The 21,193-nt window shown below is 56.6% G+C and carries 24 protein-coding genes and 6 pseudogenes; 13 read left to right on the forward strand and 17 right to left on the reverse strand.

What is annotated here, in order from left to right:
* The first annotated feature begins 14 nt into the window (after positions 1-14).
* Complete coding sequence (locus APH42_RS20570; RefSeq protein WP_012274201.1) at positions 15-1,541, forward strand: CoA-acylating methylmalonate-semialdehyde dehydrogenase; 1,527 nt, start codon at positions 15-17, stop codon at positions 1,539-1,541.
* Positions 1,542-1,550: 9 nt separating this feature from the next.
* Positions 1,551-2,438, forward strand: a complete 888-nt coding sequence (mmsB, locus tag APH42_RS20575; RefSeq protein ID WP_012274200.1) for a 3-hydroxyisobutyrate dehydrogenase — start codon at positions 1,551-1,553, stop codon at positions 2,436-2,438.
* A gap of 137 nt (positions 2,439-2,575) precedes the next feature.
* Here the strand turns inward: mmsB and APH42_RS20580 are convergent, their stop codons facing one another.
* The 4 genes and pseudogenes from APH42_RS20580 to APH42_RS29400 all read right to left on the reverse strand — a co-directional run.
* Positions 2,576-2,932: a hypothetical protein gene (locus APH42_RS20580; protein WP_256217838.1), complete on the reverse strand. Its 357-nt coding sequence runs from the start codon at positions 2,930-2,932 to the stop codon at positions 2,576-2,578.
* Positions 2,932-3,908 (reverse strand): annotated as a pseudogene (locus tag APH42_RS20585) (hypothetical protein). The gene APH42_RS20580 and the pseudogene APH42_RS20585 overlap by 1 nt, the downstream one beginning before the upstream one ends.
* A gap of 10 nt (positions 3,909-3,918) precedes the next feature.
* The gene (locus APH42_RS20590; RefSeq protein WP_060494115.1) at positions 3,919-4,407 is read right to left on the reverse strand and encodes a type VI secretion system tube protein Hcp; all 489 of its coding nucleotides are present in this window, start codon (positions 4,405-4,407) and stop codon (positions 3,919-3,921) included.
* 295 nt (positions 4,408-4,702) lie between these two features.
* Positions 4,703-4,846 (reverse strand): annotated as a pseudogene (locus tag APH42_RS29400) (cupin domain-containing protein); the annotation flags it as partial.
* A gap of 113 nt (positions 4,847-4,959) precedes the next feature.
* Between APH42_RS29400 and gmtY the strand changes: the two are divergent.
* Positions 4,960-6,321 carry a gamma-mobile-trio recombinase GmtY gene (gmtY, locus tag APH42_RS29405; protein ID WP_082421435.1) on the forward strand — a complete coding sequence of 454 codons (1,362 nt, stop codon included), beginning with the start codon at positions 4,960-4,962 and terminating at the stop codon, positions 6,319-6,321.
* A 74-nt stretch (positions 6,322-6,395) separates the two neighbouring features.
* On the opposite strand, the pseudogene APH42_RS30535 reads toward gmtY, so the two are convergent.
* The 5 genes and pseudogenes from APH42_RS30535 to APH42_RS20610 form a co-directional block, all read right to left on the reverse strand.
* Positions 6,396-6,545, reverse strand: a pseudogene (locus APH42_RS30535) (IS3 family transposase); the annotation flags it as partial.
* Positions 6,546-7,145, reverse strand: a complete 600-nt coding sequence (locus tag APH42_RS20600) for a DUF6088 family protein (protein WP_082421440.1) — start codon at positions 7,143-7,145, stop codon at positions 6,546-6,548. It abuts the pseudogene before it with no gap.
* A 58-nt stretch (positions 7,146-7,203) separates the two neighbouring features.
* The gene (locus APH42_RS30880) at positions 7,204-7,470 is read right to left on the reverse strand and encodes an antitoxin Xre/MbcA/ParS toxin-binding domain-containing protein (protein ID WP_082421436.1); all 267 of its coding nucleotides are present in this window, start codon (positions 7,468-7,470) and stop codon (positions 7,204-7,206) included.
* 321 nt (positions 7,471-7,791) lie between these two features.
* On the reverse strand, positions 7,792-8,079 hold the full coding sequence (locus APH42_RS20605; protein ID WP_049696551.1) for a helix-turn-helix domain-containing protein: 288 nt from the start codon (positions 8,077-8,079) through the stop codon (positions 7,792-7,794).
* Between the two features lie 400 nt (positions 8,080-8,479).
* The gene (locus tag APH42_RS20610; RefSeq protein ID WP_225876664.1) at positions 8,480-8,914 is read right to left on the reverse strand and encodes an ATP-binding protein; all 435 of its coding nucleotides are present in this window, start codon (positions 8,912-8,914) and stop codon (positions 8,480-8,482) included.
* Positions 8,915-9,532: 618 nt separating this feature from the next.
* Between APH42_RS20610 and APH42_RS20620 the strand changes: the two are divergent.
* Positions 9,533-10,027: pseudogene (locus tag APH42_RS20620) on the forward strand (arsinothricin resistance N-acetyltransferase ArsN1 family A); the annotation flags it as partial.
* Here the strand turns inward: APH42_RS20620 and APH42_RS30885 are convergent.
* Entirely contained in the window at positions 9,933-10,223 is a 291-nt protein-coding gene (locus tag APH42_RS30885; RefSeq protein ID WP_374701059.1) for an FAD-dependent oxidoreductase, read from the reverse strand. The pseudogene APH42_RS20620 and the gene APH42_RS30885 overlap by 95 nt on opposite strands.
* Before the next feature lie 26 nt (positions 10,224-10,249).
* Positions 10,250-10,588, reverse strand: a complete 339-nt coding sequence (locus tag APH42_RS20625; RefSeq protein WP_028692330.1) for a helix-turn-helix transcriptional regulator — start codon at positions 10,586-10,588, stop codon at positions 10,250-10,252.
* Between the two features lie 116 nt (positions 10,589-10,704).
* Here APH42_RS20625 and APH42_RS20630 point away from each other — a divergent pair.
* The 8 genes and pseudogenes from APH42_RS20630 (at position 10,705) to arsJ (ending at position 16,568) form a co-directional block, all read left to right on the forward strand.
* Positions 10,705-11,117: pseudogene (locus APH42_RS20630) on the forward strand (arsenate reductase ArsC).
* Between the two features lie 8 nt (positions 11,118-11,125).
* Complete coding sequence (locus tag APH42_RS20635; protein WP_019752756.1) at positions 11,126-11,482, forward strand: metalloregulator ArsR/SmtB family transcription factor; 357 nt, start codon at positions 11,126-11,128, stop codon at positions 11,480-11,482.
* A 20-nt stretch (positions 11,483-11,502) separates the two neighbouring features.
* Entirely contained in the window at positions 11,503-11,973 is a 471-nt protein-coding gene (locus APH42_RS20640; protein ID WP_059183374.1) for an arsenate reductase ArsC, read from the forward strand.
* 18 nt (positions 11,974-11,991) lie between these two features.
* Entirely contained in the window at positions 11,992-13,053 is a 1,062-nt protein-coding gene (gene arsB / locus APH42_RS20645) for an ACR3 family arsenite efflux transporter (RefSeq protein ID WP_059183373.1), read from the forward strand.
* 3 nt (positions 13,054-13,056) lie between these two features.
* Positions 13,057-13,773, forward strand: coding sequence for an arsenical resistance protein ArsH (arsH, locus tag APH42_RS20650; RefSeq protein ID WP_059183372.1), 717 nt, complete (start codon positions 13,057-13,059; stop codon positions 13,771-13,773).
* A 12-nt stretch (positions 13,774-13,785) separates the two neighbouring features.
* Positions 13,786-14,289, forward strand: a complete 504-nt coding sequence (locus tag APH42_RS20655) for a cyclin-dependent kinase inhibitor 3 family protein (RefSeq protein ID WP_059183371.1) — start codon at positions 13,786-13,788, stop codon at positions 14,287-14,289.
* A 32-nt stretch (positions 14,290-14,321) separates the two neighbouring features.
* Complete coding sequence (locus tag APH42_RS20660; protein ID WP_049274266.1) at positions 14,322-15,326, forward strand: ArsJ-associated glyceraldehyde-3-phosphate dehydrogenase; 1,005 nt, start codon at positions 14,322-14,324, stop codon at positions 15,324-15,326.
* 9 nt (positions 15,327-15,335) lie between these two features.
* Complete coding sequence (gene arsJ / locus APH42_RS20665; protein WP_059183370.1) at positions 15,336-16,568, forward strand: organoarsenical effux MFS transporter ArsJ; 1,233 nt, start codon at positions 15,336-15,338, stop codon at positions 16,566-16,568.
* Positions 16,569-16,591: 23 nt separating this feature from the next.
* On the opposite strand, the pseudogene APH42_RS20670 reads toward arsJ, so the two are convergent.
* A pseudogene (locus tag APH42_RS20670) lies at positions 16,592-17,347 on the reverse strand (NAD(P)-binding domain-containing protein); the annotation flags it as partial.
* A gap of 169 nt (positions 17,348-17,516) precedes the next feature.
* Between APH42_RS20670 and APH42_RS20675 the strand changes: the two are divergent.
* Positions 17,517-17,849, forward strand: a complete 333-nt coding sequence (locus tag APH42_RS20675) for a DUF2790 domain-containing protein (protein ID WP_059183369.1) — start codon at positions 17,517-17,519, stop codon at positions 17,847-17,849.
* A 68-nt stretch (positions 17,850-17,917) separates the two neighbouring features.
* On the opposite strand, the gene APH42_RS20680 is transcribed toward APH42_RS20675, so the two are convergent.
* From APH42_RS20680 to APH42_RS20700, 5 genes are all read right to left on the reverse strand, one after another.
* Complete coding sequence (locus APH42_RS20680; RefSeq protein ID WP_059183368.1) at positions 17,918-18,373, reverse strand: DUF411 domain-containing protein; 456 nt, start codon at positions 18,371-18,373, stop codon at positions 17,918-17,920.
* On the reverse strand, positions 18,363-19,145 hold the full coding sequence (locus APH42_RS20685; protein WP_059183367.1) for a cytochrome c: 783 nt from the start codon (positions 19,143-19,145) through the stop codon (positions 18,363-18,365). The genes APH42_RS20680 and APH42_RS20685 overlap by 11 nt, the downstream gene beginning before the upstream one ends.
* 9 nt (positions 19,146-19,154) lie before the next feature.
* The gene (locus APH42_RS20690) at positions 19,155-20,231 is read right to left on the reverse strand and encodes a copper resistance protein B (protein WP_059183366.1); all 1,077 of its coding nucleotides are present in this window, start codon (positions 20,229-20,231) and stop codon (positions 19,155-19,157) included.
* A complete protein-coding gene (locus APH42_RS20695; protein ID WP_225876663.1) occupies positions 20,221-20,538 on the reverse strand; it encodes a hypothetical protein in 318 nt (105 codons plus the stop codon). Before APH42_RS20695 ends, APH42_RS20690 begins: the two co-directional genes overlap by 11 nt.
* 14 nt (positions 20,539-20,552) lie before the next feature.
* On the reverse strand, positions 20,553-21,193 hold a 641-nt coding region (locus tag APH42_RS20700; RefSeq protein ID WP_156352842.1), incomplete at its 5' end, for a multicopper oxidase domain-containing protein.

Here is a 21,193-nt window from a genome sequence, read left to right on the forward strand (position 1 = left end):
CAAGGAGAACGCAGATGAACGCACCGCAATCCCCTAACAGCACCAAGGTCGAGCAGGTGAAGCTGCTGATTGACGGCCAGTGGGTCGAGTCCAAAACCACCGAATGGCGCGACATCGTCAACCCGGCCAGCCAGGAAGTGCTGGCGCGCGTACCGTTCGCCACCGTCGAGGAAGTCGACGCTGCCGTGGCCGCGGCCCACCGAGCCTTCCAGACCTGGCGCGACACCCCGATCGGCGCGCGCATGCGCATCATGCTCAAGCTGCAGGCGCTGATCCGCGAACACACCAAACGCATTGCCCAGGTGCTCAGTGCCGAACAAGGCAAAACCCTGGCCGATGCTGAAGGCGATATTTTCCGCGGCCTGGAAGTGGTCGAGCACGCCGCCTCCATCGGCACCCTGCAGATGGGCGAATTTGCCGAAAACGTCGCAAGCGGTGTCGACACCTACACCCTGCGCCAGCCGATCGGTGTGTGCGCCGGCATCACCCCGTTCAACTTCCCGGCGATGATCCCGCTGTGGATGTTCCCCATGGCCATCGTCTGCGGCAACACCTTCGTGCTCAAACCGTCCGAACAAGACCCGCTGTCGACCATGCTGCTGGTGGAGCTGGCGCTGGAAGCCGGTGTGCCGGCCGGTGTGCTGAACGTGGTGCACGGCGGCAAGCAGGTGGTGGATGCCATTTGCACCCACCAGGACATCAAGGCGATTTCCTTCGTCGGCTCAACCGAAGTCGGCACCCACGTTTACAACCTCGGTAGCCAACACGGCAAGCGCGTGCAGTCGATGATGGGCGCCAAGAACCATGCGGTGGTGCTGCCCGATGCCAACCGTACGCAAACCATCAATGCTTTGGTAGGGGCTGCCTTTGGTGCGGCGGGCCAACGCTGCATGGCCACCTCGGTGGCGGTGCTGGTGGGCAAGGCCCGCGAATGGCTGCCAGATATCAAGGCAGCCGCCAGCAAGCTCAAGGTCAATGCCGGCTGTGAGCCAGGCACCGACGTTGGCCCGGTGGTTTCCAAGCGCGCCAAGGAGCGCGTCCTGGGCCTGATCGAAAGCGGTATCAAGGAAGGCGCCAAACTTGAGCTGGACGGCCGCGACGTCAAGGTGCCGGGTTACGAGCAAGGTAACTTCGTTGGCCCGACCCTGTTCTCGGGCGTGAAGACCGATATGCAGGTGTATACCCAGGAAATCTTCGGCCCGGTGCTGGTGACCCTGGAAGTCGATACCCTCGACGAGGCCATCGCCCTGGTCAACGCCAACCCGTTCGGCAACGGCACCGGCCTGTTTACTCAAAGCGGCGCGGCAGCACGCAAGTTCCAGAGCGAAATCGATATCGGCCAGGTCGGCATCAACATCCCGATTCCGGTACCGGTACCGTTCTTCAGCTTTACCGGCTCACGTGGCTCCAAGCTCGGCGACCTCGGCCCGTACGGCAAGCAAGTGGTGCAGTTCTACACTCAGACCAAGACCGTCACTGCCCGCTGGTTCGATGACGACAGCGTCAACGACGGTGTGAACACCACCATCAGCCTGCGCTAAGGAGAAGTCATGCGTATCGCATTCATCGGCCTGGGCAACATGGGCGCGCCCATGGCCCGCAACCTGATCAAAGCCGGGCACCAGCTGAACCTGTTCGACCTGAACAAGGCCGTGCTGGCCGAGTTGGCAGAACTGGGCGGGCAGATCAGCCCGTCGCCCAAGGACGCGGCAGCCAACAGCGAACTGGTGATCACCATGCTGCCGGCCGCAGCCCATGTGCGCAGCGTGTACTTGAACGAGGACGGCGTGTTGGCCGGTATTCGTCCCGGCACGCCGACCGTTGACTGCAGCACCATCGACCCGCAGACCGCCCGTGATGTGTCCAAGGCCGCAGCGGGCAAAGGTGTGGACATGGGTGACGCGCCGGTGTCCGGTGGTACTGGCGGCGCGGCGGCTGGCACCCTGACCTTCATGGTCGGCGCCAGTGCCGAGCTGTTCGCCAGCCTCAAGCCGGTACTCGAGCAGATGGGCCGCAACATCGTGCACTGCGGGGAAGTCGGCACCGGGCAGATTGCCAAGATCTGCAACAACCTGCTGCTGGGTATTTCGATGATCGGCGTGTCCGAGGCCATGGCCCTGGGCAACGCGTTGGGTATCGACACCAAGGTGCTGGCCGGCATCATCAACAGCTCGACCGGGCGTTGCTGGAGCTCGGACACCTACAACCCGTGGCCGGGTATCATTGAAACCGCGCCGGCATCGCGTGGCTACACCGGTGGCTTTGGCGCCGAACTGATGCTCAAGGACCTGGGGCTGGCTACCGAAGCGGCACGCCAGGCTCACCAGCCGGTGATCCTCGGGGCTGTGGCCCAGCAGCTGTATCAGGCCATGAGCCTGCGCGGCGAAGGGGGCAAGGATTTCTCGGCCATCGTCGAGGGGTATCGCAAGAAGGATTGACAAGCGAGGACTTCATCGCGGACCGGGCGGCCTTTCCTCTGTAACTGCGCACCAGAGGGAAGGGGACCCGCCCGCGATTTTTTTATTGTGTTGGCAGCCATATTGTTTGCAAGTTACGTAATGCGCTTGCTAAACCGTTATAGGTAATGCGCTATTATCAAGGCGCTGAATAGAGTGATGTGCAGCGCCCAAAGTGTTACAAGTAAGATCTTGGTTTTTTTCGGAAAGCCTTCGATCTCTTGCCTATCTACTAGATTTCTTTTTGTAAAAAAAGATGGTAATGCAAGTATTGTTGAGATTGCGCCCGTGCGCATCATCTTGCCGATTGATCCGGCTCGCTCGTAGAGTAGTTTGTTTTGTTTTATATATTTGCTTTTGGGGAATAGGGATTCAAAATATTCTGTGCGTCGTGAGGCGACAAAAAACTGAGTGATCATTGTGATGATAATCAAATTTATAATGACGGCTGCAATGATCCCATCTTCAATAGCCATCAGTTTGAGAGCGCTCTATACAAAAAATCGCCGTAAGCTTCACCTTTCTCCCCACCAGCCTTGCCTCCAATTGTGGCGCCTGCGGCACCAATTATAACTGCACAAAGAAGCCCACCTGTTCCACCTGTTGGTAACCCGATCGCTGCGCATAAAACTGGCGCGATAATAGCTCCACCCAAATATCCGCCTGCACCGCCTCCTGCAAGGCCTCCCACGAGTGAGCCTCCGTCGATGTACTTTGCCCTTGTGCAATCCTCTTCGTGACCGAGCGTACAAGCGTTGTGGATATCCAGTCCAGTGGCTGCGATTTCAAGTGCTACCCTATGTAAGTTCCTTGTTTGATCAAGCTGGATGCCCTCGCGACACTGGCTACCTTGTTGGCGTAACCGGCTATTTCGCCTGTGTGAATATAACGCTTGGTGGATATTCCCAGCGTCCTTTTGATCGATCCCTTGTTTCTCAGGCCTGAACCATAAGCCGCCATCTTGCCCAACTGTTCATCCAGTTTCATGAACAAGGCCGATCGCTTCGCATAGAACTGTTCGCGGGCTGTCATCGTTCCTGACCCAAGAAACTGCTGGTGGAGTTTTTCGATATCCATCAAGGTGACCTCGATAGCCCTCAGGTGCCTGCTCCATCCGTCACTGACCATTCCAGCGCCCATTGACGCATGCGCGATCAGGCTTTTCAAAGTCTCGAAATTATCCAGAAAGAAGTTATCCACACCTTGGCCGTTGCGCATCAGCCCCATGTGCACAATGGCAGCCTGCCTCATCATCCAGGCTTCCTGGCTGGTGCAGGAAGCCGTGGTGGGGTCGCCAATGATGATAAGCTCACCGCTACGCACTACCGTATTGGCAATGTGCGAATTTAGAACATCAAATTTTTCCAGCGCATGGCCGCTCAGTGCGAGGTCGGATTTGAGCCGATGATAGTTTTGCAGCTTGAGGTTGAGAAACGCGCGGGCTTCGGACATGACTTGAGCCTCACGCGTATTTTTTATTGCCGATACGGTCCCAGCCGCCGGCGATGTTGCCGCCACCGCCGCCATCGATGCGCCGTTGCTGGGTGTAGGTGGTCTTGATTCGACCGTAGTTGAGCTGTACAACTTCAAGCGGTACACCGGTGTCGACGCTCTGCGAGTACTCGGCAATGATGACTTCTTCAAGAATGATTTCGTAATACTTGAGCTTGTCACCGCCGGCACGACAGAGTGCCAGCTTCACCGCTTTGAGATGCTGCCCTGTACAACTGGCCTCCATCAGCTTGCAGCTGGCACTGTCGAGGTATTTGGTGAATGTGAAGTTGGTGACGGAGCTTCGGCCGGATGTGGCACCACCAGCCGAGCTTGCAGTGGCGGATGTACTTTGACTGACCCCAAAGTCATAGCTAAGTACTTCAATCCATTGACTGTATTTTTCGTCCCGTGCTTCGCCTGGAATACGGTCAATCTGAATATATGCATCGAAAGCCATGTCTACCTCTCCCTGGCAACTTTTGATTGGGCAATGCTACCCACGAATGGGGGCAGTCAGTGCAGGCTAGGCCTGAGTGAGTGCGAGGGCAATACGCATTGAGAGGTAGGGATTAGATTCAGAAAAGGACTACAGAAATGGGCGGGGATGTGTAAGGCCATGTAACTGTGGTTCAATGCTTTGATTAATTCACGCTCTTTTGTTGCCTTGTTCAAACAAATTGTTCAAGAGTGTTTCTGGCCCTGTGGGAAATTTAGCGTTTTCCACAGGGCCTATATCGGGTGGAAATTTCTGATCAGGCAAAGACGAAATACTTGCGCACGGTCTCGACCACTTCCCAGGTACCTTTCATCCCAGGTTCGATCACGAACACATCACCCGCTTTCAGGTGTTTCGGCTCTTCGCCTTCCGGGGTGATGATGCAGTAGCCATCGAGGAAGGTTAACCCAAGCTATAGTCCCAAAAAATTTGGCCTACCTCTCTACTGGACCGAGCTCAGCTATGCTGTGAAAACGAAGCTCTCCAACTGCATTGATCTCCGGAGTCAGCAAAATGGCTGTTTTCTTCGAACGATCCCATCGTGAGTACAGAGCGCTGAGATTCGATGCGACTGGTTTTCGACCGGTGTTGCCTGTAATCATCACAGATGAAGGGATACTTAAGGATTTTGCTTACTATATGTACTTGAATGGGCGTAAGAGCAGGTCATGGCAAGATAGTACGACTTTTGCTGTGCAGCTGTTGTTGGAATATGTAGAAGCTAATCATCAGTTTTTTGATTCTCCCCAAATGCTGTTTAGATCGTTTTCCAATTCACTGTATAGTGGTACCGTGGAGCGGGGATGCGATCCATCTGAATTGTGGTGGGAGCCAAGACAGCCAGATGATGCCTCCAAGATTATTTCCGCGATTACTCAATTTTCAGACTGGCTGGCTGCGCTAAATGAAGATTCTGGATTGGTTTTAAATACTTGGCGCAAAGCGAATCGTGCTGAGGAAAAACTTAATTGGGCAGCTTACGTCCATCGGAAGAGTAATGCCTTTCTTTCGCATCTTTGGATAAAGCCACCTGATTTTTCAATGAGTAGGGAGGTCAGGTCTACTTCAATGATAAGCTTTGATCTAGAGCCTGCAAAAGATTTTCCTGAAGAATCGATTGATGCCTTTCTTGCGCAGGGGTTCAAGCTTCGGAAGAATGTATACAGTATCAGAGATATCTTAATCACTATGCTCATGCATTATGGCGGGCTAAGGTTATCTGAGGCGCTGAGCTTGTGGTGCGATGATGTCACAGTTGAAAAAGGTGAAGTTGTTGTTCGAGTTTATCATCCTCAACTCGGATTAGCGCCTGGAAAAAAACGGATGAAGCGTCAAACATTTCTGCGTGACAAGTATGGGCTGACTCCTAGAAATCTACTGGTCAAATCGCAGGATTCTCTATTTTTGGGTGCGAAGGGAAGGGCGTTTACTGACCGTCAGCGAATGAGTTTTGAGGTTTTCTTTCATCCGGCATTCAAGGCAGAAGTATTTGCGCAGTTGTGGAGTGAGTATCATTGCATGCACAGAGTGAAACCTGCATTAGGTCAAGAGCATCCTTATGCATTCACTAACAAACTTGGGCAGCCGTATTCACATACTGCCTACAGGAAAGCACATAGAGGGGCTGTAAAGCGCATTGGGTTGATCAGTGAGAAAATGTTAGGTACTACCCCTCATGGACACAGGCATTCCTATGGGCAGCGACTTGCCGCAGACGGAGCCACGGATCTTACTATTAAGTCAGCTATGCATCACTCGTCTATTGAATCAAGTGGAGTATATACTCAGCCAAAATCAACGCAGGTTCGCGCAACTCTGGCTGCTCTTGAATCGAAAATGGCATACAAGCATCACGATGCAGATAGTGGCGATTAAGGTGTGCGGAGTCTACTGGGACAATTTAGGTTAGAGTCGCCACTAGTTTCCTCGGTGCTCTCTAAGCTCAGGATCTAGCGTTTCTCGTACTCTGCTGGCAACAGTTGCATAATATATGCCGTGCCGGCGTTTATGAGTATCTCCATGTAATCGAAAATACAACTCCGGCCTTCGTCATGCGTTGCGTAGATTTTTCGTCGGATTCGCTCCCGCTTCAGAATTTTTCAGTTCACATTTCGAGCGCAGTTGGCCAGTGCTGAGCGCATCCACTTAGGCATTTTGCATTCCATGAGCCTGTTGAACTCTTCAGCGCTGAGCGAGCTCACAATCTTGCTCGCGACCTGTTCATCCACCCCATTTTCTCCGAGATACCAAAAAGCGGTCAGGGCCGTCCCTATTGGCGTTCCAGCTTGCTGGAGTCGTTGGCGAGACGCATGGCGCAGCCTAACAACCGCGTTACCGATCTTGATCTCACGTGTCGTCCCGCTGGTGTAGTAAGTAGGCAGGACCTGCATCTGAACACTCAGCCCCAGTCGACGAACAGCTTCTGCACCATGGATCTGGATAATCTCGCCTCTTGCCCTAGCAACGGCTTCCAATACAGAAAGCGGGTTGGCTCGAACCCTTTTACCCGTGTATTGGCTGTGCTTGGGACGCATGTAAACGCCGCGGGCAACGCGCTCCAGGGAACCCCTGAGCACCATTCGAGAAAGAGCTTTGTTTACCGCGGAGCGAGAGCCGGCTCGCTCGAATACGGATCTAACAAAGGGCCTTCCCTTAGGCATACGCTTGATTCGGTTCGATATAGACTCTGCGATAGACACAGCTAAACCTATGTCAGACGAGTAGTGGACAGGTCCTCTGGCATGGAACCTTGCGGCGTTAAGCATAGACGCCGTGTTCAATTCGTCCTAGAAGTGTCACCACTTTCTGGTAGCCCGATCGACTTACCATGATGATGCAAGGTACCTGATGACTTAGCCCTATCGCTGGTTTGTATAGCCATTGCGCGGCGAGCACTCGACTGCCAAGCACTCGCGTCGCCAGGTGCAGGATTTGCTCGCACCTTCCCTTGTAGCATCGGTGGACGATGCTCCAGCATTCCAGCGGTGAACTGGGGCAAAGCGCTAGTATCTGAGAATCGTTCATTTGCACACCTCAAATGTGAAAGCGTATCTCTCAACCGGCAAGTCGGCCAACGGGTTCCATTCTCTTGCCGGCTTGTGCCGCTATATCGAGGAACCTTCCTTGCGTCTGTGCCCGCCCTCGCAAAAGCTCTTGGGCGCTGCCTTCCAGTTCCGACTTGATACGCCACTTCTCAGTCTTTACCTTCCGCCGGCCTTTCAATGTATCTCCTTTCCCGCATAGGTAGGGCCAAGGCGCAACCCAGCCACTGGGTCAGGGAGCGCAGAATTTGGTTGCATCAGACAAGACATCTCAGCCCATGCTGAAGGGTGCAGATGCCCATCCTCATCGGTCCGATGGCGTCACGCTGAGCTCCTCACGAACGCGCTGAATGATTGAATCCAGAGTGGCATCCTTGTCCATAAAAAGGTAGCACTGGGTCAAGATCGTCAAAGGATGAACATTCATGGCAGAGGCGAGCCCATGCACCATTTCGAGGGTAGGGCCTTTTCCTCCGGCTTCCAGTTGACTGAGGTAGGTTTGGCTGCTGTGGCCACCGAAATCTTCTTGGTTAAGGTTGCGGGATTTTCTGAGCTGCCTCATTGCTTTCCCAAATGCCTGTTTCAGTTCCATTTTTTCATTCCTACAAAAGGAATGATGAAGCCGTCTTGAACGTCGGACATCCATTAACTATTGTTAATATTTTGAGGATTTTTCGATGTTCAAGACCTACAGGCACGCCGAACTCAGCTCAGCCGACATTTTCGGAGAGCCTTCCAGTCGCCGCTGGAAATTTATTGAGCTGGAACTGCACCATCCATGGTTTTACGTGGAGCTCGTGCGCGATTATGGTGATGACATCGTGGGCAGCATGCTGATGATCCCCACGGTACCGATACTTAAACAGATGCTTTCGGAGCTTGATGACTGCTCATGGATCGCGCAGGCACATCTGATGTCTCCTGGCCACATGAGAGGTGGGAAAGACTGGGTGATGGAACCGCTTCAGGAAGTGAGCATTGCTGAAGATGCCTCAGGAACGGATGAGGGCTATATCTACAAGGTAGTAGGCGGGGCTTGCTACAGCATTCATCACTCGCCTCATCGAGAGAACCTCAAGGTCACAGAGATTATTTTTTCGGCTGATCGCGATATGCGCGTGAGTGGATGAGTAGAGCCACTCGCACTCGCCGAGTGTCATGATGGTGTTTCGGTCGAGGCCTCTCGATGCTTTGAACTCAATGTTTTCGAGTGTGGCCTGCGTCTCTCGCAGCTTGGCCGCCTTGAGCAGGCGCTCAATTTTCCGGGTTTCGCGCTCGCTTTTTTTCGCATCCATCATCAGGCCGAGGCGGGTCTCGAAGGGTTGACCGAGCAGCGCCGGATCGTCCAGCTGGCGCTCGTATGCCTCAGCCATCTCGCTCAGCCCGAGGCTGCTCAAACTTTCAGCTGTGTTAGCGATCGTTTTCATGGCAGTTCATCTCCTTGAGACGCGTAATACTGAGCGCCGCAAATGTTGTCGTGCTCAATCAGCGGTGCAGATTTTCTGGGCATTGGGCGCAAATCAGACTCGTTGCGAATGATTGACCGCAGTCGTTCAGAGCTCAAAATGTTCAGCGTATTTGCATAGGTGCATATATACATGCGTCTCTCCACCTAAATTTGATGGTCTATCAGAACTCGAAGCGTAGAAAGCAGCGTTTGACCTGGACTCAGCGGGTGAAGGTAATTAACCAGTTGCTTAGTGGTCGAATGGGAATGGACGTGTGCTATGCCATGCAGCCTAGTTACAAACTTGCTGTCGACGAAGACCAGATTCCTATCGAATTGGTAGGTGATTTCCTGCGCAGCGCATCGCTACATAAATGGGCGTGGGACTGCATCAAGGAGGAGCGAGTCGAACGGTTTCCCCCAGCCAATTTGTTGGTTGCGAACATCCCTAGCAAGTACTGATTCTCGGCGAGTCGCCGCCGAAATGTGAAAACCCCACTCCCGCGTTGTACAGTGCAAGTAGGCCGGGGGGTGAATAAGCAGTTGCCGAAAGAAAAACCCAGCCCTCTAACCACTAGTTCCCGCGAAAGGAAGCCAGATGCACATTCGCCTTGCTCAACTCAGCGATGTCCAGGCCATTGCCGAGATCTACAACCAGGGGATCGAAGACCGCAGCTCTACGTTCGAGACCCAACCACGCAGCGCCATGGATGTGCAGCCCTGGGTGGCCGACATGTCTCGCCATCCGGTGCTGGTCGTCGAGGTCGACGGTGCGGTAGTGGCGTGGGCAAACCTGAGCAGCTACCGCGCGCGTTCGTGCTACGCCGGCATCGCCGACTTCTCGATCTATCTGGGCCGTGACGTCCGCGGACGTGGCATCGGCAAGGCGCTGCTCAAGGCATTGCTCAGTGAGGCTGAGGCACGCGGCTTCTGGAAAGTCCTCTCCCGCATTTTCACCTTCAACGAGGCGAGCCTCGCGCTCTGTCAGTCCTGCGGTTTCAGGACGGTTGGCGTCTATGAGAAGCACGCTTGTCTTGAAGGCCGTTGGCTGGATTGCGCGATCGTTGAGCGGGTGTTTCCGTCGAACCAACCCGTTCCAGATGACGAAGCAGCAGGCTGTCGTAGTACTTGCGCCAGTTTCCGCCTGGGCGCGTCTGCTCATCTAGGATCAGAAAGTCCAAGCCGTGCTGCTGTAAATGCCAGCCAAGCGCCAAGCCCGCTTGCCCACCACCGATGACGATCACATCCACCGCGCGACTCGATTTATTCATATGTGCGCACTCAAGCATATATCAGGACAAAAAAAGGGCACGAGCTACGGGCAGCACAGCGAAACCAGACCCTTGGTTCGCTGGAGCAGGCCCTCAAGGCGCTCGACGATCGCCCCACCATTCACTTCGTAGAACACCTGCCTGCCCACCTTGGTGGCTTTCACGATCTGGGCATCGTGCAGCACCTGCAGGTGCCTGGAGACCACCGAGCGCTCCTGCGGCAGCTCTTTAGCGATTTCGCCGACATCCGCCCGGCCCAGCAGGAGCACGCGCTTGAACACCGCGACCCTGGAGGGCTCGCAGAGTGCTTTGAAGAAGGCTTCGTCCAGCGACTCGATGGCAGCGTCGATGGCTTGGGTGCGGAGGTTCTGGTTGGTCGTCATGCCGCCAATATATGTGCACGAATATGCACATGTAAAGCCACCCATCACCGGAGGGGTTGCGATACATTCGGAAAAGCGTATATTCGAAAAATCATATACATGCATAGTACCTCGCGATGACTGGCAAGATCCGCGTCCTGTTTGTTTGCACCGCAAACGCTGCTCGCTCCCAGCTCGCCGAAGCATTGCTCCGACACACAGACCCTGTGCGCTTTGAAGCATTCAGCGCCGGCACTCAGCCTGGCGAAGTAGATCCGCGTACCTTCGCGGCGCTTGAGCACCTCGGTATCGATGCCAGCGGCCGCGCAGCAAGTCCATCGATGAGTTCGCCGGCGAACACTTCGACTACCTCATCACCCTTTGCGACAAGGCGGCGCTGGAGTGCCAGTTACTACCGGCATTGGGCGAGCGCTTGGCGTGGCACTTTGAAGATCCGGTCACCAGCGACAAGCACGATGCCTTCCGCCATACGCTTCACGAGATCCATGAGCGCATCAAGATGTTCGTCTTCGTGAAAACCAAACACTGAGAATCGTTATGACTGATCCACTGACCCCTACCAAGGTTTTCAAATGCCTCGCCGACGAGAACCGCATTCGGATGATGCTGCTGATCGCCCGCGAGGAAGAGCTCTGCGTCTGTGAGTTGACCTGTGCGCTGGAAGAAAGCCAGCCCAAGGTTTCCCGCCACTTGGCGCAATTACGCACCTGTGACCTGCTGGCAGACCGCCGCCAGGGCCAATGGGTTTATTACCGGCTGCATCCAGAGCTGCCCGCCTGGGTACGCGAGATCCTGAAAACGACGCTGGAGGCCAACAGCGAGTGGCTGAACAGCAGTTCCACTCGACTGGACGCCATGGGTGACCGCCCACAGCGTGCTGCTACCTGCTGCTGATTACTGCCGAGCAAAAGCCGATGAAAGTTCTGTTCCTCTGCACCGCCAATAGCTGCCGCAGCATCCTCTCCGAGGCTGTTTTCAATCACCTGGCTCCGGCCGGCATGAAGGCCTACAGCGCCGGAAGCCAGCCCAAGGGCGAGGTACATCCGCTGTCCATCTCCGCGCTGCAGCGCGCCGGTATTTCCACCGATGGCCTCAGCAGCAAATCCAGCGATGCACACGCCGAGCTGGCACCGGACTTCGTCATCACCGTCTGCGACAAGGCCGCTGGCGAAGCCTGCCCCGTGTTCTTCGGACCAGCAGTGAAAGCCCACTGGGGACTTTCTGACCCTTCGGATTTGCACGGTAGTGCCGCCGAGCTGGACGCGGCATTCGACAACACGCTTGAACAGATCAAGCGACGCCTCAAGGCATTCATCGCACTGCCTTTCGACCAAATGGATGCCGCCCAGCTCAAGGTCGAGCTGGCCCGCATCGGAACGCTCTGACGTTTAGGGAGATCCACCATGAGCAAAAGCCGACTTTCATTCCTAGACCGCTACCTGACGGTCTGGATCTTTCTGGCCATGGGCCTGGGCATTGGTCTGGGCAGCCTGTTCCAGGGATTGCCTGCGTGGCTGAATAGCCTGTCGGTAGGCTCGACAAACATCCCCATCGCGATTGGCCTCATCGTCATGATGTACCCGCCGCTGGCGAAGGTGAAATACGAGGAACTGCCTCAGGTTTTCAAGGACAAGCGCATCCTCGTGCTGTCGCTGGTCCAGAACTGGGTAATCGGCCCGGTACTGATGTTCGGGCTGGCAGTAGTGTTCCTTTCCGACAAGCCTGAGTACATGACTGGCCTGATCCTCATCGGCTTGGCGCGCTGCATCGCCATGGTGCTGGTGTGGAACCAGATCGCCGGTGGCAACAACCAGTACGTGGCGGGCCTGGTCGCCTTCAACAGCATTTTCCAGATCCTGTTCTTCAGCGTGTACGCCTGGATCTTCCTTGGCCTGCTGCCACCTCTGTTTGGCCTTGAGGGTAGCGTCATCGAGACCAGCTTCCTCGACATCGCCCAATCGGTACTGATCTACCTGGGCATCCCGTTCCTGGCCGGCTTCCTGACCCGCAAGATTCTGATCAGCAGCAAGGGCGAGACCTGGTACCAGGAGCGCTTCATTCCGAGGATCAGCCCGCTGACGCTCTTGGCGTTGCTGCTGACCATCGTGGCCATGTTCAGCCTGAAAGGCGACATGGTGCTGCAACTGCCGCTGGATGTGCTGCGCATCGCTATCCCGCTGACTATCTACTTCGTGGTGATGTTCTTCATCAGCTTCTGGATGGGCAAGCTGCTGGAAGCTGACTACCCACGTACCACTGCTCTGGCGTTCACCGCAGCGAGTAACAATTTTGAACTGGCCATTGCCGTGGCCATCGCCACCTTCGGTCTTGCCTCGCCGGTCGCGTTTGCCACCGTCATCGGGCCCTTGGTGGAAGTGCCGGTACTGATCTCCCTGGTGGGCGTGGCCTTGTGGCTCAAGCGCCGCTGGTTCGATCAGCCATCTGGCGCCTTGTCTCAGGAGTAAATCATGACCGAACACCACATCCCCAACATCGACAACGATCTGGTCGAACTGCCGACAGCAGACAAGCTGGCAGTCGAGCAAAAGTCCACCCATAAGCCTCGCATCCTGCTGCTGTACGGATCGACCCGCGAACGCTCCTTCAGCCGCCTGCTGACGGAAGAAGCTGCACGCCTGCTGGAACACTTCGGTGCCGAGACGCGGATATTCAATCCGACCGGGCTGCCGCTGGCGGATGACGTGCCCGATGACCACCCCATGGTCAAGGAGCTGCGCGACCTGGTGCTGTGGTCGGAAGGCATGGTCTGGTGCTCGCCAGAACGCCACGGCGCAATGACTGGCGTGTTCAAATCGCAGATCGACTGGATTCCACTGAGCATGGGCGCCGTGCGCCCGACCCAAGGCAAAACCCTTGCGGTGATGCAGGTCTGCGGTGGCTCGCAGTCGTTCAACGTGGTCAACCAGCTGCGCGTCCTCGGCCGCTGGATGCGCATGTTCACCATCCCTAACCAGTCGTCCGTGCCGAAGGCCTACCTGGAATTCGACGAGGCGGGTCGCATGAAACCCTCTTCGTACTACGACCGTGTCGTCGACGTGATGGAGGAGCTGGTGAAGTTCACCCTGCTGCTTCGTGATCGCTCCGACTATCTGGTCGATCGCTACTCCGAACGTAAAGAGTCGGCTGAAGAACTATCCAAGCGTGTCAATCAACGATCCATTTGAGGCTTTGTGAGCATGCAATTGCACCCGTATTCCGTGTTGGCTAATTCCGAACTGGTCGGTCAGCTGATCTTCACTCCGTGCCCAGGTACCAAGGAGACATCGGTATCTCAGGCTCTGGCAACGCTGCGCGATGCCGGCGCGAGCGCGCTGGTAACCCTGATGCCGAGTGAAGAACTGCTGCAGAACGAGATCGATCTGCTTCCCGAGGAGTGCCAACTGCTGGGCCTCGAATGGTTCCACCTGCCGGTCGAAGACGACGAAGCACCCGGTGAGCCGTTTGCTGCTGCCTGGGAAACTCACCGGGAACGCCTGAAAGAGCTGGTGGTGACCGGTAAGACGATCGCCATTCACTGCAAGGGCGGCTCTGGCCGCACCGGCCTGTTTGCCGCCCGCCTGATGATCGAGTGCGGCATCCCTGTGCAGGAAGCTGTTTCCCAGGTCCAGGCCCTGCGTCCACGTGCAATTCAGAACCCTGCGCACGTCGGCTACATCAACCAGTTCAGCGTTACCCTCTGACCCTTCGCTAATCGCGACCCGAGAACAAGAACATGGCTATCAAAGTAGGTATCAATGGGTTTGGCCGTATCGGTCGCTTGGCGCTGCGCGCGTCTTGGGACTGGCCAGAGTTCGAGTTTGTGCAGATCAATGACCCGGCCGGCGACGCCGAGACCCATGCCCACCTGATCAACTTCGACTCGGTCCACGGCCGCTGGCTCCGTGAAGCCCGTGCTGAGGGCAGTACGGTGGTGATCGATGGCAAGCGCATTCAGGTCACCGCGAACAAGACCATCGCCGACACCGACTGGTCAGGCTGCGACCTGGTCATCGAGGCCAGCGGCAAGATGAAGTCGGTAGCCGTGCTCCAGGCCTACCTGGATCAGGGCGTCAAACGTGTGGTGGTCTGCGCTCCAGTGAAGGAGAAAGGCGCACTGAACGTGGTGATGGGCGTCAACCAGCACCTGTTCGACCCGGCGCAGCATCGCATCGTTACCGCCGCCTCCTGCACTACCAACTGCCTGGCCCCGGTGGTCAAGGTGATTCACGAGAACCTTGGCATCCGCCACGGATCGATCACCACCATCCACGACCTCACCAACACCCAGAGCATCCTCGATACGCCGCACAAGGACCTGCGCCGCGCCCGTGCCTCTGGCATGAGCCTGATCCCAACCACCACGGGCTCGGCTACTGCGATCGCCGAGATCTTCCCCGAGCTGCGCGGCAAGTTGAATGGTCACGCCGTGCGCGTACCGCTGGCCAACGCCTCGCTGACCGACTGCGTGTTCGAAGTGGAACGTGAGACAACGGCTGAAGAGGTCAACGCTCTGCTGAAGGCGGCGGCCGAAGGCCCGTTGAAAGACATCCTGGGCTACGAAGAGCGCCCCTTGGTGTCCATCGACTATCGCACCGATCCGCGCTCCTCGATCATCGACGCACTGTCGACCTTGGTGGTCAATGGCACCCAGGTGAAGCTCTACGCCTGGTATGACAACGAATGGGGCTACGCCAACCGTGCAGCGGAACTGGCCCGCCTGGTCGGCGCAGCGGAGTAAACAGCGATCATGAAGGCGTTGTCAGCCCTGTCTGCGGAAGTGCGTCAGTACCTGCTGGTTACCGGCAACTACTGGGCCTTCACCCTCACCGACGGCGCGTTGCGCATGTTGGTGGTACTGCACTTCCATTCGCTGGGCTACACGCCGCTGCAGATCGCCGCGCTGTTCCTGTTCTACGAAGTGTTCGGCGTGATCACCAACCTGGTGGGTGGCTACCTCGGCGCCCGCCTGGGACTCAACCGCACCATGAACATCGGCTTGGGCATGCAGGTCTTTGCACTGCTGATGCTCACAGTGCCGGCAGCCTGGCTTACGGTGCCGTGGGTGATGGCCGCTCAGGCGCTGTCCGGCATCGCCAAGGACCTGAACAAGATGAGCGCCAAGAGCTCCATCAAGCTCCTGGTACCGGACAGCCAACAGGGGACGCTCTACAAATGGGTGGCCATCCTGACGGGCTCGAAGAACGCGCTCAAAGGCGTGGGCTTTTTCCTCGGCGGAGCACTGCTCGCGTTGCTCGGCTTCACCCTGGCGGTGCTGGCCATGGCGGCAGTACTGGCCCTGATCTGGATTGGCAGTCTGGTGCTGCTGAAAAAGGACTTGGGCAAAGCCAAGGCCAAACCCAAGTTCCGCGACATGCTGTCCAAGAGCCGAGCCATCAACATCCTCTCGGCCGCACGGCTGTTTCTCTTTGGTGCCCGGGACGTCTGGTTCGTCGTGGCGCTGCCGGTGTACCTGAGCACCGCGTTTGGCTGGGACTTCTGGCTGGTCGGCGGCTTCCTCGCCGCGTGGATCATTGGCTACGGCATCGTCCAGTCGTTTGCTCCTCACATCACCGGTAAGAAGCGCGGTCACGTGCCGGACGGTCGAGCGGCCTTCATTTGGGCGATCGCCCTGGCGGGACTGCCTGCGCTCATTGCCGTGGGCCTATCGGCAGGCTGGTCGGCCCAGGTGGTGCTGCTCGGTGGGCTGATGCTGTTCGGTGTGCTGTTCGCGGTGAACTCCTCGCTGCACAGCTACCTGATCGTCAGCTATGCCAAGGAAGACGGCGTCTCCCTGGATGTAGGGTTCTATTACATGTCCAACGCCCTGGGGCGGCTGGTCGGTACACTGCTGTCAGGCTGGGTGTTCCAAGCCTACGGTTTGCAGGCCTGCCTGTGGGTTTCCAGCATCTTCGTATTGGCTGCCGCGCTCATCTCGCTCGGGTTGCCCAGACACAGCGAAATGGCGCAGCAGACCCACTGAGCACAGGGGAAGAGCGGATGCACTCAAGCCTCCGCTTTCACCATAAACTGCTCGATCTCAACAACAGTGCTGCGGACTGTGCGTGTCACCCCGATCAAGGTCGCGGATGCAGAGCCTGTCCACTCGCCATAACCCACCAGCCAAAGGGCAGGCTCATTCACTGACCGTGTACCTGAAACTTCGACGCGTCCGTCACCCGTGACTACCCCGAGGCTCGCCAAGTGCCCCAGCGCCGGCTTGAATCCGGTGCACCAGATCACCGCATCGACCGCGGTCTCCGAGCCGTCCGCCCAAACCACACCGTCGGGGGTGAAACGAACGAAGGGCCGCACAGCGTGCAGAACGTCTCGCTCACGCGCCTCGACCACAGCCGGGACCATCACGATATCGCCCAGCCCACCGACTGGCTGCTCAATCACACGGCCCTCCATCTGCGCTTTCCAGCGCTCTGTCGCCCGTTCGAACAGCACTCGACCATCCACATCATCAGGCAGGAAGAGTGGCTCGGTGGGCGTTACCCAGGTCGCATCCGCTACTTGGGAAACCTCAGCGAGAATCTGTGCCCCGGAGTTACCTCCACCGACGATCAGTACTCGCTTACCCGAGAAGGCCAGCGGCTCAACATAATGAGCTGAATGCAGCTGCTGACCACGGAACAGCTCGGCACCGGGATAAGCAGGGATATTAGGGTTGCTCCAGGTGCCCGTGGCACTGACCACTGCTTTGGCATCCCAATACCCGTGCTCGGAATGCACACGCAAGGCACTGACGAGGCGCTCACCCAGGATCTATGCTGCGCCCAGGGAATGAGCTTTTCTGGCCTTTCACCAGCTCTCAGAGAATGCCGTTCGACACCGCTTGCCGACTGACAAAGATGTAATCCACAGATCACCCGAGAGACAGGTGCTGCCCCCTAAGATTCAATCACACCAAATCGGAGTGACGAACATGAAAGCTCTCAACGGCGTTGCCGCCATACTGATTCTGATGGCTTCCTCGGCCGCGATGGCTGAGGGCGGGTCCGACCGCCTGCACGGGAAAATGATTCAGGCGAATGAGCAGGCCATGCGCGCATACGCAGCCTCCATCGGTAAAAATCCCCCAGAGGTAGTCCACTACCGCTACGGCATGGAGCTCGATGTAGCAAAAGTGATTGCTGTGACCTCAAACCGGGGAAGCTGTGATGTGATGCCTGCGCAAATGACCTATGAAGACTCGACAGGCAAGCTCAACATTCTCGAATACCGCGCAGCTGGCATCAATTGCCGCGGCCAGAACTGAGCTCTTGAACTCTATTCAAACTAAAACGGCGCCTTTAAAAGCGCCGTTTGCGTTGGGAAAACTGTCGATCAGTGGCCTGGATACTCCGCAACCACTACATCCTGCCCGCTCTTGTTGAAACCGATGACTTGGTATGCATGAGTGACACCATCCACTTCCATACCTGGGGAGCCTGCCGGCATACCTGGGACGGCGACACCGATCAGATCATCTCTGTTTGCCAGCTCACGAACCTGCTCAGCTGGCACGTGTCCTTCGACAAACTTCCCATCAATCACTGCCGTGTGACAGGAAGCCAAACGCGGTGCGACCCCAAGGCTCTGTTTTACAGCACTCATGTCGGTTTCAACATGGTCAATGACCTTGAAGCTATTTTGTTCCAAGTGTGCGATCCACTTTTTACAGCAGCCGCAATTGGCATCCCGATGAACATCAATCGTGGTCGGTACGGCTGCGTAGACTGGCGGCAGCGCGATGAATGCCGCGAAGGCGGCCAACCTGAGAAAGCGGCTGTTAGCCTTCATGGGTGTGTACCTTTCCATCTTTGTGTGTGTGCGTCTTCGAACCTGGTTTGGAATTCTGATCACTAGAGGACTCGGTAGCATCATGATGGCCGCCCTCAGATTCGTGACCCTCGGAATCTGCCGAGTGTGAGTGATGAGCCTCTGACTGCTCCATATCGTGGTGCCCTGCCTCAGAGGAAACCTTGCCATGATGGTCTGGCTCATTGCCGCCATGCTGGCCCTCATGGTTGTGCATCTCACTTTCCCCACCACCGTGCTGGTGGCCGCCACTGGTTGTTACCAGGGCCTTGTACTGCTCTGCGTTCATCTGCGGCATTTGCTCAAGGAAAGCGACAATACCCCAGATGTACTGGTCACCCATGCTCTTGCCCCAAGCGGGCATGCCGGTAGCCTTGATACCGTGTTTAATGGTCCAGAAGGCCGCTGCGGGGTTATTGCTTGAACCAATCTTGGCAAGATTGGGCGGTGCCGGATAAAGCGCTTGGCTGAGCTCGGTTTTATCCACCCCAGGGGCGAGGTGGCAGCCAATGCACATCGCATTGTAGTTACCGGCACCTGTACGGATAAGGGTTTCATCCTTTAGGTTCGGTACCTCGATGTCCCGTGCGCGCACTTCAATGGAGCGATCCCGCGCCATGGCGAGGAAAGCATGCACGGCTGGGAAGTGAGGATCATCAGCACCGACGTTGACCAGGCCAAAATACGCGGCCCCCAACGCCGCCGCACTACCCACGGCGCCTGCTGCTACCAACGTTGTAATTGTTCTCTTCATGTCAGGCTCTCAAAACCACATCCGAATGCCGGCAACGAAACGCGCTTCATCGACATCCCCGCCTTCATCGCGGATCAGGTCTGCCGTTTTGCCGTAGGAGCGGCTCCAGGTGACGCCGACGTAGGGTGCGAACTGGCGCACGATCTCATACCTTAAGCGCAGACCGACTTCGGTGTTTGCCAGGCCAGAACCCACCCCGCGCTCGGGATCGTTTTTGCCATAAAAATTGGCTTCAGCGGTTGGCTGCAGGATCAGGCGATTGGTCAGGAGAATGTCGTATTCGCCCTCTAGCCGAGCAGCTGTCTGGCCATTCTCACCGATGAACGCTGTGGCTTCGGCTTCGAAGTCATAGAGCGCCATGCCCTGGATACCAAAAGCTCCCCATGTCTGTGGAGATCCTGGTTGGAAATCCTGGCGCACCCCAGCGACCACATCCCACCATGTGCTAATGGATCGCCCATACAGAAGCTGCAACTCAGCGTCCTCGGTGACGCCATTCGTCCGCTCACCTTCGGAGCGGATCCACAGCCGGTTGATATCGCCGCCAACCCATCCAGAGGCTTCCCAAGCCAGCGCGCTGCCTTCGTCTGCATCCTGGTACTCAAGCTTATCTAGCAGGAAGAAGCTGTTGATCGCGCTGTCGTGCATCTGATGCCCGCCCAACGGAGGAAAGGCAGCTTGGCGATCAGCATCCGTCAGCACAGGTATCGGAGTACGGCTAGTCGTCGTTGGGGCATCAGAGCCATGGTTCATCATCGAGTGATCCATGGCCCCATGGTCCATCCCCTGCATGCTGCCATGGTCCATCTTGCTGTGGTCCATGTGTGCAGGTTTGGCCGCAGGTTGACTGTGTTTCATTTTGCTGTGATCAACGGGCGCGGCTTTCTTCTGCTGCTTGCTCGCGCCCATCTGAGCGTGGTCCATGCCTGGCATCGGGTCAGCCGACGGAGCGGAATCCATTTCCATGGCTCCGTGCCCCATTGCCGAATGGTCCATCTCCTCAGCAGCAAAGCTGGGCGCAGCACCCAGCAAGCTGAATGAAACGGTCAATGCCAGCAGCGATGGTCGTACCAGGCTATTGGTCATCTTTCCCTGCCTTAGCGTTATCGCTGCCATGCGATTCCATCATTTTGCTGTGATCCATACCTTCCATCGAGCCATGGTCCATACCTTTCATGCTGTCGTGGTCCATACCCTTCATGGAGCCATGATCCATACCCTTCATCGAGTCATGATCCATGCCCTGAGAACCCTTCGATTTCGCGGCATCGGCAGACTTCTGGGTGTGCTGTTCATGATTGTCGCTGGACCACGACGAAGGAGCATAAACAGCAAACAGACCAGCCATCGCAGCAGAAAGGAAAAAGGCGTTTCGCTTCATTGGTTTGCTCATCTTGGATCTCCAGTTCATTCGTCCACGCGGACTTCTCGGAACATGCCCATTTCCATATGGAACAGTAGGTGGCAGTGGTAGGCCCAACGGCCCAAAGCATCCGCGGTTACTCGGTAGCTTCGTTTTGAGCCTGGAGGCATGTCGATGGTGTGTTTTCGAACCATGAAATTACCCTCCTCATCTTCCAGATCGCTCCACATTCCGTGGAGGTGGATGGGGTGAGTCATCATGGTGTCGTTGACCAACGTGATTCGCAGACGCTCGCCATACTTGAGGCGCAGGGCTTCAGCATCGGAGAATTTGACGCCGTCAAAGGACCAGGCGAACTTCTCCATATGGCCTGTGAGATGCAGCTCGATGGTGCGCCCTGGTTCACGTCCATCTGGATCAATGAACGTGCTGCGCAGATCCGCATACGTCAGGACACGTCGTCCATTGTTGCGCAGGCCGATTCCCGGATCGTCCAACTTGGGCGTTGGACTCATAGTCTGCATGTCGACCAAGGGGTTATTAGTTTCTGAGGCTGGGTGAGACTGCATGGCGCCGCCCATGTCTCCCATGCTGCCGTGGTCCATACCAGCCATCTTGCTGTGGTCCATGCCGGCCATGCCGCCTTGGTCCATCCCTGCCATTTTGCTGTGGTCCATACCAGCTA

This window comes from Pseudomonas sp. NBRC 111140 (assembly GCF_001320885.1).
GTDB classification, from domain to species: domain Bacteria; phylum Pseudomonadota; class Gammaproteobacteria; order Pseudomonadales; family Pseudomonadaceae; genus Aquipseudomonas; species Aquipseudomonas putida_P.

Bases quoted from the DNA above. Each gene is read 5' to 3' on its own strand.
- arsJ (WP_059183370.1), top strand. From the start codon at position 15,336: ATGAAGGCGTTGTCAGCCCTGTCTGCGGAAGTGCGTCAGTACCTGCTG.
- APH42_RS20570 (WP_012274201.1), top strand. From the start codon at position 15: ATGAACGCACCGCAATCCCCTAACAGCACCAAGGTCGAGCAGGTGAAG.
- APH42_RS20680 (WP_059183368.1), bottom strand. From the start codon at position 18,373: ATGAAGGCTAACAGCCGCTTTCTCAGGTTGGCCGCCTTCGCGGCATTC.
- APH42_RS30880 (WP_082421436.1), bottom strand. From the start codon at position 7,470: ATGAACGATTCTCAGATACTAGCGCTTTGCCCCAGTTCACCGCTGGAA.
- APH42_RS20695 (WP_225876663.1), bottom strand. From the start codon at position 20,538: ATGAGCAAACCAATGAAGCGAAACGCCTTTTTCCTTTCTGCTGCGATG.
- mmsB (WP_012274200.1), top strand. From the start codon at position 1,551: ATGCGTATCGCATTCATCGGCCTGGGCAACATGGGCGCGCCCATGGCC.
- arsB (WP_059183373.1), top strand. From the start codon at position 11,992: ATGAGCAAAAGCCGACTTTCATTCCTAGACCGCTACCTGACGGTCTGG.
- APH42_RS20625 (WP_028692330.1), bottom strand. From the start codon at position 10,588: ATGACGACCAACCAGAACCTCCGCACCCAAGCCATCGACGCTGCCATC.
- APH42_RS20635 (WP_019752756.1), top strand. From the start codon at position 11,126: ATGACTGATCCACTGACCCCTACCAAGGTTTTCAAATGCCTCGCCGAC.
- arsH (WP_059183372.1), top strand. From the start codon at position 13,057: ATGACCGAACACCACATCCCCAACATCGACAACGATCTGGTCGAACTG.
- APH42_RS20590 (WP_060494115.1), bottom strand. From the start codon at position 4,407: ATGGCTTTCGATGCATATATTCAGATTGACCGTATTCCAGGCGAAGCA.
- APH42_RS20655 (WP_059183371.1), top strand. From the start codon at position 13,786: ATGCAATTGCACCCGTATTCCGTGTTGGCTAATTCCGAACTGGTCGGT.
- APH42_RS20640 (WP_059183374.1), top strand. From the start codon at position 11,503: ATGAAAGTTCTGTTCCTCTGCACCGCCAATAGCTGCCGCAGCATCCTC.
- gmtY (WP_082421435.1), top strand. From the start codon at position 4,960: ATGGCTGTTTTCTTCGAACGATCCCATCGTGAGTACAGAGCGCTGAGA.
- APH42_RS20690 (WP_059183366.1), bottom strand. From the start codon at position 20,231: ATGACCAATAGCCTGGTACGACCATCGCTGCTGGCATTGACCGTTTCA.
- APH42_RS20685 (WP_059183367.1), bottom strand. From the start codon at position 19,145: ATGAAGAGAACAATTACAACGTTGGTAGCAGCAGGCGCCGTGGGTAGT.
- APH42_RS20675 (WP_059183369.1), top strand. From the start codon at position 17,517: ATGAAAGCTCTCAACGGCGTTGCCGCCATACTGATTCTGATGGCTTCC.
- APH42_RS30885 (WP_374701059.1), bottom strand. From the start codon at position 10,223: ATGCTTGAGTGCGCACATATGAATAAATCGAGTCGCGCGGTGGATGTG.
- APH42_RS20660 (WP_049274266.1), top strand. From the start codon at position 14,322: ATGGCTATCAAAGTAGGTATCAATGGGTTTGGCCGTATCGGTCGCTTG.
- APH42_RS20605 (WP_049696551.1), bottom strand. From the start codon at position 8,079: ATGGAACTGAAACAGGCATTTGGGAAAGCAATGAGGCAGCTCAGAAAA.
- APH42_RS20610 (WP_225876664.1), bottom strand. From the start codon at position 8,914: ATGAAAACGATCGCTAACACAGCTGAAAGTTTGAGCAGCCTCGGGCTG.
- APH42_RS20580 (WP_256217838.1), bottom strand. From the start codon at position 2,932: ATGGCTATTGAAGATGGGATCATTGCAGCCGTCATTATAAATTTGATT.